At 50.3% G+C, this 15,473-nt stretch carries 10 protein-coding genes; 4 read left to right on the top strand and 6 right to left on the bottom strand.

Features of this window, described 5'->3' with window-relative positions; all coding sequences use genetic code 11:
- Positions 1-70 precede the first annotated feature (70 nt).
- The 3 genes from LCH85_17275 (at position 71) to LCH85_17265 (ending at position 4,106) form a co-directional block, all read left to right on the top strand.
- Complete coding sequence (locus LCH85_17275; protein ID MCA0353748.1) at positions 71-673, top strand: YqiJ family protein; 603 nt, start codon at positions 71-73, stop codon at positions 671-673.
- Positions 674-820: 147 nt separating this feature from the next.
- A complete protein-coding gene (locus LCH85_17270; protein MCA0353747.1) occupies positions 821-3,055 on the top strand; it encodes a hypothetical protein in 2,235 nt (744 codons plus the stop codon).
- A 163-nt stretch (positions 3,056-3,218) separates the two neighbouring features.
- Entirely contained in the window at positions 3,219-4,106 is an 888-nt protein-coding gene (locus LCH85_17265) for a dihydroxyacetone kinase subunit L (GenBank protein MCA0353746.1), read from the top strand.
- 50 nt (positions 4,107-4,156) lie between these two features.
- Here the strand turns inward: LCH85_17265 and LCH85_17260 are convergent, their stop codons facing one another.
- From LCH85_17260 to LCH85_17250, 3 genes are all read right to left on the bottom strand, one after another.
- Positions 4,157-5,584, bottom strand: coding sequence for a DHA2 family efflux MFS transporter permease subunit (locus LCH85_17260; protein MCA0353745.1), 1,428 nt, complete (start codon positions 5,582-5,584; stop codon positions 4,157-4,159).
- Between the two features lie 120 nt (positions 5,585-5,704).
- The gene (locus tag LCH85_17255; protein MCA0353744.1) at positions 5,705-6,550 is read right to left on the bottom strand and encodes a helix-turn-helix transcriptional regulator; all 846 of its coding nucleotides are present in this window, start codon (positions 6,548-6,550) and stop codon (positions 5,705-5,707) included.
- Positions 6,551-6,553: 3 nt separating this feature from the next.
- Complete coding sequence (locus tag LCH85_17250; GenBank protein ID MCA0353743.1) at positions 6,554-7,816, bottom strand: serine/threonine-protein phosphatase; 1,263 nt, start codon at positions 7,814-7,816, stop codon at positions 6,554-6,556.
- A gap of 167 nt (positions 7,817-7,983) precedes the next feature.
- On the opposite strand from LCH85_17250, the gene LCH85_17245 reads away from it, so the two are divergent.
- Positions 7,984-10,767, top strand: a complete 2,784-nt coding sequence (locus LCH85_17245) for a glycoside hydrolase family 9 protein (protein ID MCA0353742.1) — start codon at positions 7,984-7,986, stop codon at positions 10,765-10,767.
- Between the two features lie 217 nt (positions 10,768-10,984).
- Here the strand turns inward: LCH85_17245 and LCH85_17240 are convergent, their stop codons facing one another.
- The 3 genes from LCH85_17240 to LCH85_17230 are packed head-to-tail and all read right to left on the bottom strand — an operon-like array spanning position 10,985 to position 15,472.
- Entirely contained in the window at positions 10,985-11,620 is a 636-nt protein-coding gene (locus LCH85_17240; protein ID MCA0353741.1) for a class I SAM-dependent methyltransferase, read from the bottom strand.
- Between the two features lie 10 nt (positions 11,621-11,630).
- Positions 11,631-12,473 (bottom strand): SDR family oxidoreductase, encoded by an 843-nt coding sequence (locus tag LCH85_17235; GenBank protein MCA0353740.1) that lies wholly within the window; start codon positions 12,471-12,473, stop codon positions 11,631-11,633.
- 11 nt (positions 12,474-12,484) lie between these two features.
- Positions 12,485-15,472, bottom strand: a complete 2,988-nt coding sequence (locus LCH85_17230) for a SpoIIE family protein phosphatase (GenBank protein MCA0353739.1) — start codon at positions 15,470-15,472, stop codon at positions 12,485-12,487.
- Position 15,473 lies beyond the last annotated feature (1 nt).

The raw sequence follows: 15,473 nt of genomic DNA, 5'->3' as shown, positions 1-15,473 counted from the left end.
AGTTCATCCACTGCAACATTTTAATAATTACCACGTACAGAAGCTACACTAGGATGTGGAGAAAACGCCCATGAAGGTATGGACAACGTGGTACAACTTACCATTTTTAATTAGTCTTGGCCTTGGCTTGGTCTTTGCAGTGTTGCAAATCGTTGGTGGCTTCGGCGACCACGATAGCGATGCTGATATCGATAGCGATGGCCACGATTTTTTTGATGGTGCTCTCGATACCCTTGGGGTTGGCAAAGTGCCCCTAATGTTTATCCTCGTTAGTTTTTTATCGCTGTTTGGGTTGATTGGACTCCTGCTGAATGCAGTAGCGTTTCAATTTGATAGCGTATACCCCAGTTGGTTTTTTGCGGTGGTGTTGGTGCTAAGTTTACCCTTGGCCTTTTTCGGAACCAGCCGTACCAGTCGCTTATTCGCTAAATTAGCTCCTGAAAATAGCCTGATCGTTGGTTTTGAGCAATTGGTTGGGCGGGTTGGGCGAGTTAGTAGCCCAACGATTAGCGTAACCTATGGCCGAGTTGAGGTGCGTGATCCCCATGGCACAGTACACACGGTATTTGCTCAATTAGCGACTGGCGAACCATTACCAACCAATACTGAAGTCGCTTTGGTTGAATACGATCAAGTTAAGCGTTGTTTTATTGCCAAACAATTTGGTCGTTAGTTTTTAGATATTGGGTTGAGTTTGAGGAATGCTCGAATGTGATGCTTATAGCTTTTGAAAGAAGGAACATTTTACGAGGGAACGTCTCTAGGATGGCTGTTTGATTAGTGTATTGCTGCCATCCTGGGTTATAAGGAGTTATTGATAATGGAACAGATTGCAGTGTTAGTCGGGATTACCCTACTGGTCGTGATTCTGTTGGTTGTGGTGTTTTTTGCCTTGGTCAACCATTTTTATGTGAAAGCACCCGCCGACCGTACGTATGTGCGAACTGGTGGCAGCAAACCAAAGGTCGTTTTTAATGGTGGTAGCTGGGTTATTCCAGCCTTTCATGAAATTACATGGGTTGATTTGCGCACGATGGATATTGATGTCGAGCGGACGGAAGCCAATGCTTTGCTGACGATCGACCCACAATATGCCGATATTCGGGCGATTTTCTTTATCAAAGTTAATCCCATTGCCGAAGATATTGAACGCGCTGCTCGTACCATTGGTGGCAAAGAAGTTAATACTGATAGTGTAAAACGTTTGGTTGAAAGTAAATTGGAAGGTGCGCTACGTGATGTGGCTGCAACCTTTACCTTGATGTCGTTGCACCAAGAGCGTGAAAAATTTGTTGAACGAGTGCAAAATTTGGTGCGTAGCGATTTAGCTGAAAATGGTTTGGTGCTCGAAGCGGTTTCAATTACAACCTTAAAGAGTGCTCGTCAAGGGAGTTTCGGTACCGATGATGTGTTCGGGGCCCAAGTGGCACGGGCCAATGCCGAGGTGATTCAGCAAGCACTCAAGCAACGTAACGAAATTGATCAAATGACTCAAACTGAAATTGCTAAGCGTAATGCCACGGCTGAGCAAGAGCGCAACACGATCGAGCGCCAAAAGCAGCTTGAAATTGCTCGGCGCAATGCTTCGACTTCGCAAGAACAAAATGATATTGAACGCTCCAGCGAATTGGAAATTACCCGCCGTAACGCTGATGTTGATCAAGAAAAATTGAATTTAGAGCGAAACTTATCGCAAGCCCGCGCTACCCAACAACGTGAAATCTTAATTCGCGAATCAGAAGAGCGTACTGCGGCTGAACGAGTTGCCTATGAACAACAACAATCGGCTGAATTAAGTCGGGTTGAAAAAGAACGCACGATTGCCGAAGCCGAAAAGCTCAAAGAACAAGCGGTGATGTTGGCCGAACAACGTAAGCAACAAGCGATTCAGTTGGCCGAACAAGAACGCCAGCGCGAAGTTCAACGCAGCCAAGTGTTGCGTGAACAAGCCGTCCAAGTGGCCGACCGCGAACGTCAAGTGGCCTTGGCCCAAGAGCAAGCTAAACTCGAACAAGCTGAAAAAGATCGTTTGGCAATTGCCGCCGAACGTGAAGTTGCTGAGCAAGGCGTGGTCACGGTGCAAGAGCGTGCTGCCGCTGAACGTGAAGCGCAAATTCAAATTATCAATGCTGAACGTGATGCGAAACGCGAAATTATCAATCGTAAAAATGAAGTTGAACTTGAAACCTTTCGCCAAATTAAGCAGGCCGAAGCTGATGCCGAAGCCTTGAACAAAAAGGCAACCGCCGAAGCAACCGCTGCAATCAAGATGGCCGAAGCTCGCCGTACTGAAGCCCAAGCGATGTCCGACGCGGAAATTATGCGGGCCGAAGCAAGCAAAGCAACTGTCGCTTCACAAGGTTTGGCCGAAGCTGAAGTGATTAAGGCCAAAGCTGATGCCGCCCGTGTCGAAGCTGAAGCAATTCGCGAACGTGGTTTGGCTGAAGCTGAAGCAGCTCGTGCCAAAGCCCTTGCCGAAGCCGAAGGCCAAAAAGCCTTGGCCGAAGCTTTAGCCGCTCACGCTGGGGTTGCCCAAGAGCTTGAACTTGAACGGATTCGCATGCACGCCCAAGTTGAAATTGGCGTGGCTCAAGCCAAAGCCATGGGCGAAGCGATGGCCGCAATGGACTTCAAGCTTTATGGTACGCCTGAAACTGCCCAACAAATTCTACGCATGATTGGTTTGGCCGACGGCGTTGGCAGTTTGATCAACACCGCGCCTGCTCCATTAAAAGAACTTGGCAATCGTTTGATCAGTCGGGTGTTGCCAGCCAATGGCAATGGCGATGCTGAAAAATCAGCTAGCAACGACAATGGCTTGAATCTGACCGCTGCTCAACCAGTGTTGCGCGAAGCAGCCTTGATTGCCAGCCAATATTTGAGTGCCGACGAGTTGCAAACCCTGACGGTTGGTGCAGCCCTCGAACAAGTTTTGGGTGTTGCCAACGCAGAACAACAAGCGGTGTTGCACAAAGTCCAGGGTATGCTGCAATTGATGCCTCAATTGGCTGCCCAACCATTGAGCAGTGTCTTGATGTTGGTGCAAAATAGCTAAGCATAGCGTTCAATTGGCTGCTTGTGTTGATTCAGCACAGGCAGCCAATTGCTGTTTAAGCATTGAGTTGATCATGCCAAGCTGTTAGAATCGTGGTAATTGGTGGTACGAAAATCGCAATACCCATAGCAGGATTATGGTTTAGCACCAAAGGAGTTGTTGTATGTCGAAGGCTTTGACCGACCTTTTTGCCGAAATGACCCGCAATTTAGCCGATGAACGTGATTCATTGAATGCCCTTGATGGGGTTGGCGACGGCGATGCTGGCGATAACATGCTCAGCAATTTTGAAACGATCACCAATACATTGCGCCAAAATGAAGGCCAAGGCTCGGTTGATCAAGCCTTACGTGCGGCTAGCAAGGCTTTGCGTACTTCAGGCAAAGGCCCAACCGCTCCGATGTATGCCAACGGCTTAGATCAAGCTGCCAAAGATTTAGAAGGTAAAACATCATTTGGGGTGAATGATATTGTGAAATTGCTCGGTGGCTTGTTGGGCGGGGTGCAAAATACGCCTGGGGTTAAACAACAGGGCGAAGGCGGGATTCTCGATGGGCTTGTGCCCGGCGTGACCACCTTTATGCAAGCCCGTAATAACGGTAAATCGACGCTCGAAGCGCTGATGGATGGCTACAAGGCTTCGCAACGTGGAGCCTATGGCACAACTCAGCAAGGCTCTGGCTTTGGTCAATTCGGCAACAACGATACCTCTGGCAAGGTCGATCCAGGTGCTGCTGGAGCTAGTTCGTTGTTTGGCAGTTTGTTGCAAACCTTGCTTGCCAATGGCCTGAGCGCTGGCCGTGGCGAGCCAAGCAAAACCAGCGGTTTTGAAGAATTATTTGGTGGTGGTCAACCGCAACAATCGCAACAACCCCAGCAACAACAGCCGCAAGGTGGCTATGGCGATGCCCTTGGTGGACTTAGCGATTTGTTTGGGCAATTATTTGGTGGTGGCGGTTTATTTGGCGGCCAACCACAACAACCGCAACAACGCCCTAGCAGCCGTGGCGATGATCCGCAGCCGCGTTTGCGTGACCAAGAAGTTATTTAAATAGTTAAACGATTGGCGGCGCATGAGTAACAGCATGCGCCGCCTTTGTTTTAGGCGATTGAATGACTTAATTCGCTGTGCTCGCCATGTTCCGCCATAGTCGCTGCTGCATCGCGATCGCGAATGAACAACGCTACACAAGCTGAAACGAATGCCAAAATTGCTGCTGCCAAGAAGGCATACTGATAGCTTTGGGCATTTTGATTGATTGTTGTGCCGCTATGATTGAGCGCCAACACGCTGCCCAAAATGGCTACGCCCAAGGCCGAACCAAGTTGTTGTTGCATGCTGAAAATTGCCGAGGCTTGGCCAGTTGAAGCATGGGGAATTTGGGCAAAAACGGCGGCCTCAATTGGCAAAAAGAGGTAGGCCATCCCCACGCCTGTGCCAAACATCAAGGCACGTACCAACCACAAATTGGTTTCAGCATCGATTGTGCTCATCAAGCCCATCATCACAGCAACCCCTAAAACCCCGCCAAAGGTCAAGCGGCGTGGGCCAACTTTGGGGTAAAGTCGCGCTACGATTTGGCTCGATAGCACTACACCAATTGCTTCGGGCGAGGTGGTCAAGCCCGATTCGAGCGCACTGGCTCCAACCACATTTTGCAAAAATTGGGGCATCAGAAACAGAATGCCTGTAAAAGCGGCTGAGCCGAAAATCGCTACTAAATTGCTAATGCGAAACAAGGGAATGGAGAAGAGCCGCAGATCAAGCATTGGCTTGGCTTTGGCTAATTCAACGACCACCAGCGCGGCAAGTGCGCCAACCCCAATCGCGGCACTCACCAAAATGATTGGCGAACCCCAGCCTTTGCTCGCACCTTCGGTCAAGGTGTAGAGCAACGCGGCAAAGCCTGCTCCCGCTAAAATAAAGCCCATCCAATCGAATGCGCCAACTTCTTCTTGGGCTGGCGCTTGCAACCAAATGACCCCGAAGATCAGCGCGGCTAAGCCAATTGGGCCATTGACGAAAAAGACCCAGTGCCATGACAGATGATCGACTAAAAATCCGCCGAGCACTGGCCCAACTGCGGGCGCAATGACCGTCGGGATAATCAGCACCCGCGAAACTTGGATGCGCTGGTGCGGCGGAAAGGTGCGGAAAAGCATGGTCGTACCGACAGGCATCAATGCACCAGCGGCGATGCCTTGAGCAGCCCGAGTTAGCATTAATTGCTCGATATTTTGGGCTAAGCCACAGGCCAGCGAGGCCAAGGTGAACAAACCAAGTGAGGTCAAAAAGACCCATTTGGTGTTCCAACGGTCGCCCAACCAGCCCGAAGCTGGAATTACCACCGCAATACAAATTAAATAGATCACCACGATTGCATTGATTGCGCTGCTGCTCGCGCCAAAATCTTGTTGGATGGTTGCTAGTGCCACGTTGATAATCGTGCCATCCATAATACTCATAAATAACGCCGCTACAAAGACGACGCAAACTGCAATTTTTTGATCGATCACGATCCGTTTCATGAAGCCCTCGTTTGATTGTGCTAATTCATTGCTGGCTCGCACCTGCTGGAATGCGAGCCATCGCTTTATTGTAACGATTGTGGGAGATCGAAGAAATGGAAAAATTTTGAGCAGAACATATCATTTTTTGAAGCTTTGTTCGCGATAACGGCGTGGCGAAATGCCTAGCTCTTGCTTGAAAAATTTGCTGAAATGGAAGGGATCATGAAAGCCGAGGCTTTGGGCTAGTTGTTGAATTGGCATGGTGGTAAATTGCAAATAACGCTGTGCTTCGAGCAAAATTCGTTTGAGAATGATGCGTTTGGGTGGTTGGCCGCTGTGCTGACTGATAATTTGCGCCAATTGGGTTTTGCTCAGATTAAGCTGATCGGCATAATAGTGAATGTCATGATGCTGCTGAAATGCTTGTTCGAGCAGCGCCAAAAATTGGCGATACATGGCATAATTGGCTGATTGTGGTGGTTGATCGGCGGCATGGCTCAGCCGTTGGCTTTGCCAAAGGAGGGTCAGCAGCAAATGGCGTAGGCTGTGATATTTGGCTAAACAATCTTCACGTTGATATTCGTGGGCCAATAATTCAAACAAGCTATCGATAATTTGGCTATCGACAGCACTCAGTTGTAGCCCGCCGTTGGCTCGAAAGCTTGGTTGTTGCTCATCAGCTTGGGTGGGCAGAAACGCCTGATCATAGCGCAGATAATAGCCATCAAGTGCCTCGGCCTGCTCAAAAACATGCACTTGGCCTTGAGCCACTAAAGCTAAAGTGTGGGCTTGTAATGGGTACGATTGCTGATCAACCCAATGTCGCCCAGTACCAGCCCTGATCCATAAAAGCTCGTGGAAGCTATGGCGGTGTGGCAGATTAACCACGTTGGGGATGTGATGTGGCTCTAGTTTGGCGATGAACATTGGCGCTAAGGCATTATGCTCAAGTTGAATATGCTCAATCTGGTGTTTATTTGACATAATTTATTGAACAGCCACCACGACCAAGGTAATATCGTCGTGCGGTTCGATGTTGTGGGTATAACTACGAATTGCTGTGAGAATTGCTTGGACAATTTCATGCGGGTGGTTGCTCTTGATCGTTTTGACTAGATTGATCAAACTTTCGAAGCCCCACATTTCACCCTTAGCATTTTGGGCCTCAACTACGCCATCGGTATAAAACACCAGCAAATCGCCAGATTGCAAACTGACTTGCTCTTGAACATGGGGCATCGTTGGCCCCATTCCTAGCGGCAAACTGCCCTTAATTTCTAGAAACTCTACTTCGTGCTGGCGACGACGCAACGGTGCTAATTGCCCAGCATTGGCCAAGAGCATACTACTGGTTTGGGGGTTGAACAAGGCGACTTGCAAGGCCACAAAATTATTGGTTTGACGCTTGGTGCGCAACCAGCGATCAAGCTCGCTGAGCACAGTCGCTGGCTCTTCATGATCATAAATTTCTGCTTGAAGCACTCCCAGCGTAATGCCCATCAGCATGGCTGCGCTGACGCTTTTGCCCGTTACATCGCCCACACTAAGGCATAAACGGCCATCAGCGGTTAAATCGTAGCTCAGCAAATCGCCGCCAACTTCATGGGCGGGAAAACAACCGCCAGCAATCGCTAAACCATTGATCTCAGGTGGATGATCGGGCAGCAAGCCTTCTTGGATCATACGAGCAAGCCGCAATTCTTCCGAAAGGGCGGCATTGTGGCGCAAGGCTTGGCGGCCTTTGTCGAGTTCATTCAGCACGCGCTCGGCTGTGTAAAATAGACCAGTGGTGCCTGCTGAAAGTAACGAACCAAGGATCGTCCAAAAGATGATGAAGTTGAGGCGTTCGTTGGCGGCAATAAAAAATAGCCCAAAAATCACTGCATAAATAATGGTGGCAATCAGTCCACCCAAAAATGCTGCCAACGACCAAGCCCGAATTGGCGACCAGTTGCGGCGTTGGGCGATTGGCATTGTCCAGCGCAGCAAAAAAAAGACTAGCGATGGCGCTGCAAGCCCAATTGAATAGCTAGAGCCAAAGGTCATAAGCACATTTTCAACATTCAGGCCCGAGGTTGCGACTGGAATAAGGATGATAAAGCCCAAAACGGTTGAGAGTATCATCGACCAGCGCAGTAAGCGGCGAAATGGCATGGGTGTATAGTTGTGGCTGGTGCGGGCGGGTTGCATGGGTTCCTCAAGCCAATCAAGCTTCAACGCGGCAAAATTGCTGGTTGCATTATACGGCACAATCCTATGCTATTATATGCTATCTAGTTATGAGATCGTTCTCAATTGCCGACGAAAGCACTCCCAATTGCATCGCGCTGTAGCAGCAGCTTTCGTCTCAACAACCTTCCTTCATTTACACTGATGTATTGAGACCGATTCCAATGAAGTGAATCATGGAGGCAGCAATGAGCGCTGACCACAGCCGTACCGTGATTGGTATCCGTTCGACGAGGAGCTTTTGGGCACGAGGATTTTTCGTCTTTTGGTTGGTTATTGCGTTAGGCTGCCAACAAGCGATTGTGCCAGCCACCTCACAGATTTATGCTCAACCCCCGCAAACTGTTGGTAATTTGCTGCAAAATGGCGATTTCAGCGCTGGTTTTGCGCCATGGTGGGCCACAAGCTCGGTCGCTACTGATACTGCGAGTGGTGCATTAGTCGCAACCATCAATAATGCTGGTAGTAATCCATGGGATGCAATCGTTGGCCAAAATGGAGTTCCGCTTCAATCAGGCCAAACCTACACTGTCACGTTTCGCATCCGTGCCTCAACCACTGGTACTGTGGTGATGAAACTGCAAAAAGAGGCCTCGCCCTATACCAACTATTTTAGCCAAGATGTTACCTTGACCACGAGCGATCAAGCCCATCAATTTGTTTTTACCTCAGGCTTTGATGATGCTGGGGCTGCTTTTCAATTTCAAATGGGCGGCCAAGGCACGAATGTACTGACAATTGACGATGTGCAAGTGTTGGGCGAAACTGGCCCGGTCGAGCCATCGGGCAATTTGGTGCAAAATGGCGAGTTTGTTGGTGGCCTACCGCCTTGGTGGACTGGCGGCGATGTCAGTGTGAACACCGATGATGGCGCGTGTTTGACGATCAACACTCCTGGCACAAATCCTTGGGATGTGCAGCTTGGTCAACATACCATTGCGATTGAAGCTGGTGTGAGCTATCAGCTTAAATTTGCTGCCAAATCAACTGTGCCAGTCACTTTGCCCGTGCGTTTGCAAAAAAATGCCGAGCCATACACTGGCTATTTTTCGGCTGATCCAGTGCTCAACTCGGCCTGGACAGAATTTGTCTATAATTTTACATCGGCCTATAGCGATGCAGCTTCGTTGTTGTTCCAAATGGGTGGCATCGGAACCCCGACGATCTGTATTGATCAGGTGAGTTTGTATATGTTAGAAACCGGAATTCGGGTCAACCAAGCCAGCTATTTGCCCACGATGAGCAAAGTGGCAAGTTTGGTGCATCCTGCGACTGAGCCATTGGCTTGGCAATTGCATAACACTGCTGATGCAGTGGTGGCAAGCGGCCAAACCACGGTGTATGGCGAAGAATCAGCCTCGGCTGAACATGTGCATTTGATCGATTTTTCAAGCTACCAAACGGTTGGTGAAGGCTATTATCTGAGCATCGGTAGCGAAACGAGCTATCCATTTGCCATCGAGGCAGGCTTGTATTCGCGGATGAAATATGATGCTTTGGCCTATTTCTACCATAATCGCAGCGGGATTGCGATTACCATGCCCTATGCTGGTGGTGAGCAATGGACGCGACCAGCAGGCCACATCGGGGTTGCACCCAACCAAGGCGATACCTCGGTAACCTGTTTTACTGGCACTGACACCCAAGGCCAAAGCTGGCCTGGCTGCGATTATCAACTCAATGTTTCGAAGGGTTGGTACGATGCTGGCGATCATGGCAAATATGTGGTCAACAGTGGCATTTCGGTCTGGACGTTGCTCAATCAATATGAACGAGCGCAGCAACGTGGCCCCGAGAGCCTAGCCCAATTTGCCGATGGCACCATGAATATTCCCGAAAATAACAATGGCGTGCCTGATTTGTTGGATGAAGTGCGCTGGAATATGGAGTTTATGCTAGGAATGCAAATTCCTACGACTGCGCCAGTTTCCAAAACGGGTATGGTGCACCATAAAGTTCACGATGCGAACTGGACTGGTTTGCCAATGGCTCCACACGAAGATAGCCAAATGCGCTATTTGTATCCACCAAGTACCGCCGCAACCTTGAACTTGGCTGCGACCGCTGCCCAATGTTCACGGATTTGGCGTGAGATCGATGAAGCCTTTGCTGACCGTTGTTTGGTGGCGGCTGAACGAGCTTGGCAAGCAGCCTTGGCCTATCCTAACGAAATCGCCCGCGATAACTTCAATGGCGGTGGTGGCTATGGCGATAGCACCTTGAATGATGAATGGTATTGGGCCGCCGCCGAATTGTATATCACAACTGGCTCGGCCACCTATCGCGAAGCAATTGAAGAATCGAGCTATTATTTGCAGCTTGATCTTGGTGGTGGTAGCGCCATGAACTGGGGCGGCGTGGCCAGCCTTGGCACCCTGTCGTTGGCCTTGGTTCCCAATGATTTGAGTAGTGCTGAGCGCCAAACTGCCCGTGCCGCAGTCATTGCAGCGGCTGATCAATTTGTGGCTGCGCAGCAATCCAGTGGCTATGGCATTCCATACGATCCAGGTCTGCAATATCCTTGGGGTTCCAACTCATCAATTCTGAATAATATGATTGTAATGGGTTTGGCAGGCGACTTTACTGGCGATGCCAGCTATGCCGATGCAATTAGCCAAGGCATGGCTTACTTGTTGGGGCGTAATCCACTGAATCGCTCGTATATTTCGGGCTATGGCTCGGTCTCATTGACCAATCCACATCATCGCTTCTGGGCCAAGCAAATTAATCCAGAGTATCCTGGTACGCCGCCAGGTGTGGTGGCTGGTGGGCCAAATTCAAGCATTCAAGACCCCTATGCTCAAGTCGAATTGGCTGGTTGCGCGGCCTTGAAGTGCTATGTTGATCATATCGATTCGTGGTCAACCAATGAAGTGACGATTAACTGGAACTCGCCGCTGGCGTGGGTTGCGGCCTATCTTGATGATTATGATACGAGTTCGGTGCAGTATCTGCCGTTGATCAGTAAGTAAACATATCTAAATAGACTCTCGATTTACGTCCATTTACATCCATAAAGTTTCACCACCCTTCCGTCCCGCCTCAAGGCGGGAAATGCAGGGGGCTTTAATCCCCCTGCACCCCCTAATATTTGTTTTGTGGATTTACTGTATCAGTGCATCTATATACATTAGTAAACATAAAAAATGCTCTGCTTCAATTTCGAAGCAGAGCATTTTAATTTTAACGTTAATCGCGTTGGGCGACGATGAAAATTTGGGTTTCAGGAGTTGCGCCATGGTGGGGAACATAATGTTGCAGGCGGGTTTCGAGAATTTGGAAGCCTGATTTGGTGATCAAGGCTTCAAGTTGGGCTTGAGGGTAGGCCGTCACAAAGACTGGCTGATCGCCGAGCACAATTTGAATATAATCAAAATCGCCTTCGACCATGGAGAGCAGCAACAAGCCAGCAGGTTTGAGCCAATGATGGAATTGCTGTAACGCATGCTCAATATCACTGCGGCGCAGCATCAGCAAGGCAAAAAACGAGACAACTGCATCAAATGAGGCAGGCTCAAAATTAACGTGATTAACGCTGTCGAGCACATATTGGCCATTGGGCACATTTTGCCGCGCCAAATTGAGCATTGAAGCTGAAATTTCGAGACAGGTTACTTCATGGCCAGCTTTGGCCAAGGTTTGGGCGGTGGGAATGCCTGTACCACAGCCGGAATCGAGTACTTTCGAGTTTGGCTCCAACAGATCAGCCAACCATTGACTGAGATCCTGTTGATCTTGATTATTGCCAAACATCACCTCATAATCGGCCCCAATCGCGTTAAACACGGCGGCTTGTTGCTGAATATCATCCGACCACGATTGCATAATGCTCTCCTTAAACCAAGCCTGTTGGTGGGGTGTTATCCTCGTGGGGCTTTGGTTGCTGTTGTGAACGCTTCACAGGACGATCAAAGAACCTGTTTAAGATTGGCGCGGCCAAGTTGCCAACCCGCACCAACCATGAGCTTTGGGCATCGGCGGTGATGATAAAGCGGCGTTTGAGAATGCCACGGACAATCGCTTGGGCAATTCGGTCGGCGTTAATTGGCTGCTGATTGCTCAGGCTGCTATCGCCATTACTGCTGGTTTGCCCAACCTCGGTTTGAATATCGCTTGGATACACCACGCTTGTAGTGATGTTATAAGCTTTTAGTTCTGGGCGCAAGACTTCCATCAGCCCGCGAATCGCGAATTTAGTAGGAGTGTAGGCACTATAGCCAAACGCCCCCACTAAACCAGCCACTGATGAAATCGCGACAATCGAGCCAACCCGGCGATTTTGCATATGTGGCACAACCGCACGAATCGCGTGCAGCGTACCAAAATAATTTAAATCCATCAGATCACGAAAGACTTGATCATCAAGTTGTTGAAATGGCCCAGCTTGAACGCCACCAGCGGCAGCGATCAACACATCACATGGACCAGCCCGTTGAATCAGATCGGCGATGGCTTGACTGACATCATGGCGAACTCGCACATCGGCGGTGGCAATTTCGATCCGCTGCCCAGCCCGATTGATCAAGGGTTGTAAGCGTTCGGCAGCCTCGACCAACCGAATCCGATTGCGAGCGATCAACGAAACCGAGGCTCCGCGGGCCAAAATGCGTTGGGCTGTGGCAAAGCCAATGCCGCTGGAGCCACCAGTGATGATCACATGTTTATTTAGGAGACGCACGATCAAATTCCTCAAACAGGTTGATTGGCATCGGCCAGCCGTTTAATCACCACTAAAGTAAGGTCATCGAAGGCTGGTAAATCGCCAGTATGCGCTGCAAGGCGACTACTAATTGTATGCAACATAGTCGCTGCATCGCAGTGGGCGGTCTGATGAATCGTCTCCATCAAACGTGGCACGCCCCACTCATCCATTGTACTATCAACTGCCTCGGTTACGCCATCGGTATAACAGACCAAAACATCGCCTAATTCAATAATCGTTTCAGCTTCGCCTAAAACTGCATCATCGATTACGCCCAAGGCAATTCCAGGTGTGCGCAATTGCTCAATCTGGCCTGTAGCGGCGCGATACAGCAATGGCGGATTATGCCCAGCACAAGTGTAGCGCAAACGCCCAGTCACTGGATTAATAATTCCGTAGAAAAGCGTTACGAACATATACGATTGGCTGTCGCGCATAATCCAGCGGTTGGCACGTTCGATCGCCTGTGATGGTGGCGAGCCGTCAAGCGCCGCACCACGCACTAACGAGCGCGAAAGTGCCATAAACAAGGCCGCAGGTACGCCCTTATCCGAGACATCGGCAATCACAAAGCCCATCTCGCCTGCTGAAGGCCCGCTGCGAAAACTCCAAAAGTCGTAGAAATCGCCGCCAACTTGGCGGGCCAAATTCCAATGTGCGCCGCTATCCCAGCCTGCGAGTTGCGGCAAGCGTGAGGGCAACAAGCTCATTTGAATTTCACGGGCAACGCTAATTTCCTGTTCAATATGTTGGCGGGCAGCTTCAATTTGCGCCAGTAAGGCACTTTCAATTGCTGCCGCAGCTTGGCCGGCAATTCCGGCGGCGATGGTAATTTGGCGTGGCAGCCACGTTTCGTCGTGGCCGCATTGTTCTAACAACAGCACCCCCAGCGTGGCCCCGCGCGAGTTGAGCGGTTGGGCCAGCACTGCGCCATAGCTGCTGTAGGGCACTAAGCCTGCGCTCGAAAGCTGTTCGAGATCGACCAACTCGGCTGCAAATGATTCGCCTTCGGAGCGCATGCGTTCGAGCCAGGGCACTTGCTCATCGGTGGCACTCGCACCAATTGATTGGCGTTGTTCATTGGTCAAGCCCCAGCCTTCAGCCAAAATCCAGCGATTGCTTTCACGCTGCCAAAGAAGACATAAGGCGCGTTCGCAACCAACCAACAAGGCTGGCAAGCGCACGCTGAGATAGAGCATTTCGCTGATCTCGCTGACCCAGGCAAAATTTTCGGCTGATTGCAACAAGGCGTTGAGCACCCAAGCTTCCTCTTGTTGTGATTGGAAGACCGAGGCGCTATCAATCGCGATGGCAATTTGATCGGCGAGGGTTTGCACCACGAAGAAATCATTTTCATCAAACGCGCCGTAGCTCTCGCTTTGTACATCCAACACGCCGAGCAACTGCTGGCCAACTCGCATGGGTACAGCTAATTCGGCGGCGATGCCATGTTGATCGGGCAAGAAACGCGGCTCTTCGCGTACATCATTGACCAGCATTGGCTCGCCAGTGACGGCGACATGGCCAACGATGCCCAGGCCTAATGGTAAGCGTTTGCCTTGGCGTTGCCAAAATGGGCTATCGCTGGCAGTGCTGGCACGGAAGAAAAGCTGTTGATGCAATTCATCAAAGGTAAAAAGATGTACTTGCGAATAACCAAAGCTGACCCGAATCCGATGGACAACTGAAGGCAACAAACGATCCAAATCGAGAATCGCCGTAACTTGGCGGCTAACTTCGCCGATTGTGGCTAGTTGGGCAGCACGACGACGAGCTGCTGAGTAGGCGCGTGCCTTGTCAATCGCAACCGCAGCTTGGTCGGCAATCAGCGAGAGCAAGCGTAAATCGTCGGTATCAAAGGCGCGAGGTTCGCTGCTTTGGATCGAAATTGTGCCCAAAACCTCGTCACCAGTCATCAACGGAATATAGACCCCTGAACGTGGCGGATATTCGGCTTGGTAGGTTGGCTGAGCTGGCAAGCGATCCATTTCGCTGTCAAAATCTTCGACCAACAACGAGCGACCTGTGCGCCGAATCCAACTGACGATGCCACGATCATTGGGGAGTTCGACGCGCAAGGGTGGCTCATGATGGCCATCTTGCACCCGCACTTTGAGTTCAAAGAAACGGCCTTCAAACAAGCCCAAGCGAAAATTGCTGGTATCGACAACCTTGCTGGCCTCGCCATAGACCAACTGGCACAACGAATCAACATCTAATTCGGCCCGAATGATCGCGCGACTGATCGCATTGATTTGGCCAAGTTCAGCCACGGTGCGGCGCTGCAAACCTAATGATCGACTGGCGCGTTGCACCATCCATGCGCTGCCAACTAAGCCTGCTGCCGAGATTGCCACCAAATTAAAGGGAAAATCTTCGGCCATTTGAGCACCAATTGCTGCTAGCGGCAAAGGCAAAATTTCGATTGAGAAAATGTTGGGAGCGCTGACCTGCCACGTGCCCATGGTGATTTGCTTGCCATCCCAGAGCAAAGCAAAGATCAAGCGTGCGCCTTGAACCACCACAATATAACTGATGATGAGTATGATCAATTTTGACCACAACCCAAAATCGTTGATAAATGGCAGTACGAGCGCGATGCCCAAGGTACGTGCGCCAGACTCAAGGGCGCGGCGGCCCCATTCTTCGTAGCGTGAGCGGGCCAAACGACCCAGCCGAATGCATAAACCTGAGGCGGCGGCTAAAACCAAGGTTGTGCTGGGCGTGCTAATCAACGCCACGGCCAAGAGCACAATGCCGGAGAGGCTAAGCGGTTGGTTCGAACGATCACGCACTGCCAAGCCATCGAGCAACAGCAATAACGCGCCAGCTACTGGCAAGGTAGCCGAGTTGAAAACTGGCAAGCCTTGCCAAATAATGCTGGCACTTGCCAACAAAAAGAGCATGGCAGCCCAACCAAGGGCCACCATGCGATGTTTCGAGAGTCGGGTTCCACGATCAAAACTGGCTAACATG

This window comes from Chloroflexota bacterium, from assembly GCA_020161265.1.
Classification (GTDB): Bacteria; Chloroflexota; Chloroflexia; order Chloroflexales; family Herpetosiphonaceae; genus Herpetosiphon.
This window is presented reverse-complemented; position numbering and strand designations above follow the sequence as displayed.

Excerpts from the sequence above, each read along its gene's own strand:
- LCH85_17240 (MCA0353741.1), bottom strand. The coding sequence starts at position 11,620 with ATGCAATCGTGGTCGGATGATATTCAGCAACAAGCCGCCGTGTTTAAC.
- LCH85_17230 (MCA0353739.1), bottom strand. The coding sequence starts at position 15,472 with ATGTTAGCCAGTTTTGATCGTGGAACCCGACTCTCGAAACATCGCATG.
- LCH85_17245 (MCA0353742.1), top strand. The coding sequence starts at position 7,984 with ATGAGCGCTGACCACAGCCGTACCGTGATTGGTATCCGTTCGACGAGG.
- LCH85_17255 (MCA0353744.1), bottom strand. The coding sequence starts at position 6,550 with ATGTCAAATAAACACCAGATTGAGCATATTCAACTTGAGCATAATGCC.
- LCH85_17260 (MCA0353745.1), bottom strand. The coding sequence starts at position 5,584 with ATGAAACGGATCGTGATCGATCAAAAAATTGCAGTTTGCGTCGTCTTT.
- LCH85_17270 (MCA0353747.1), top strand. The coding sequence starts at position 821 with ATGGAACAGATTGCAGTGTTAGTCGGGATTACCCTACTGGTCGTGATT.
- LCH85_17275 (MCA0353748.1), top strand. The coding sequence starts at position 71 with ATGAAGGTATGGACAACGTGGTACAACTTACCATTTTTAATTAGTCTT.
- LCH85_17265 (MCA0353746.1), top strand. The coding sequence starts at position 3,219 with ATGTCGAAGGCTTTGACCGACCTTTTTGCCGAAATGACCCGCAATTTA.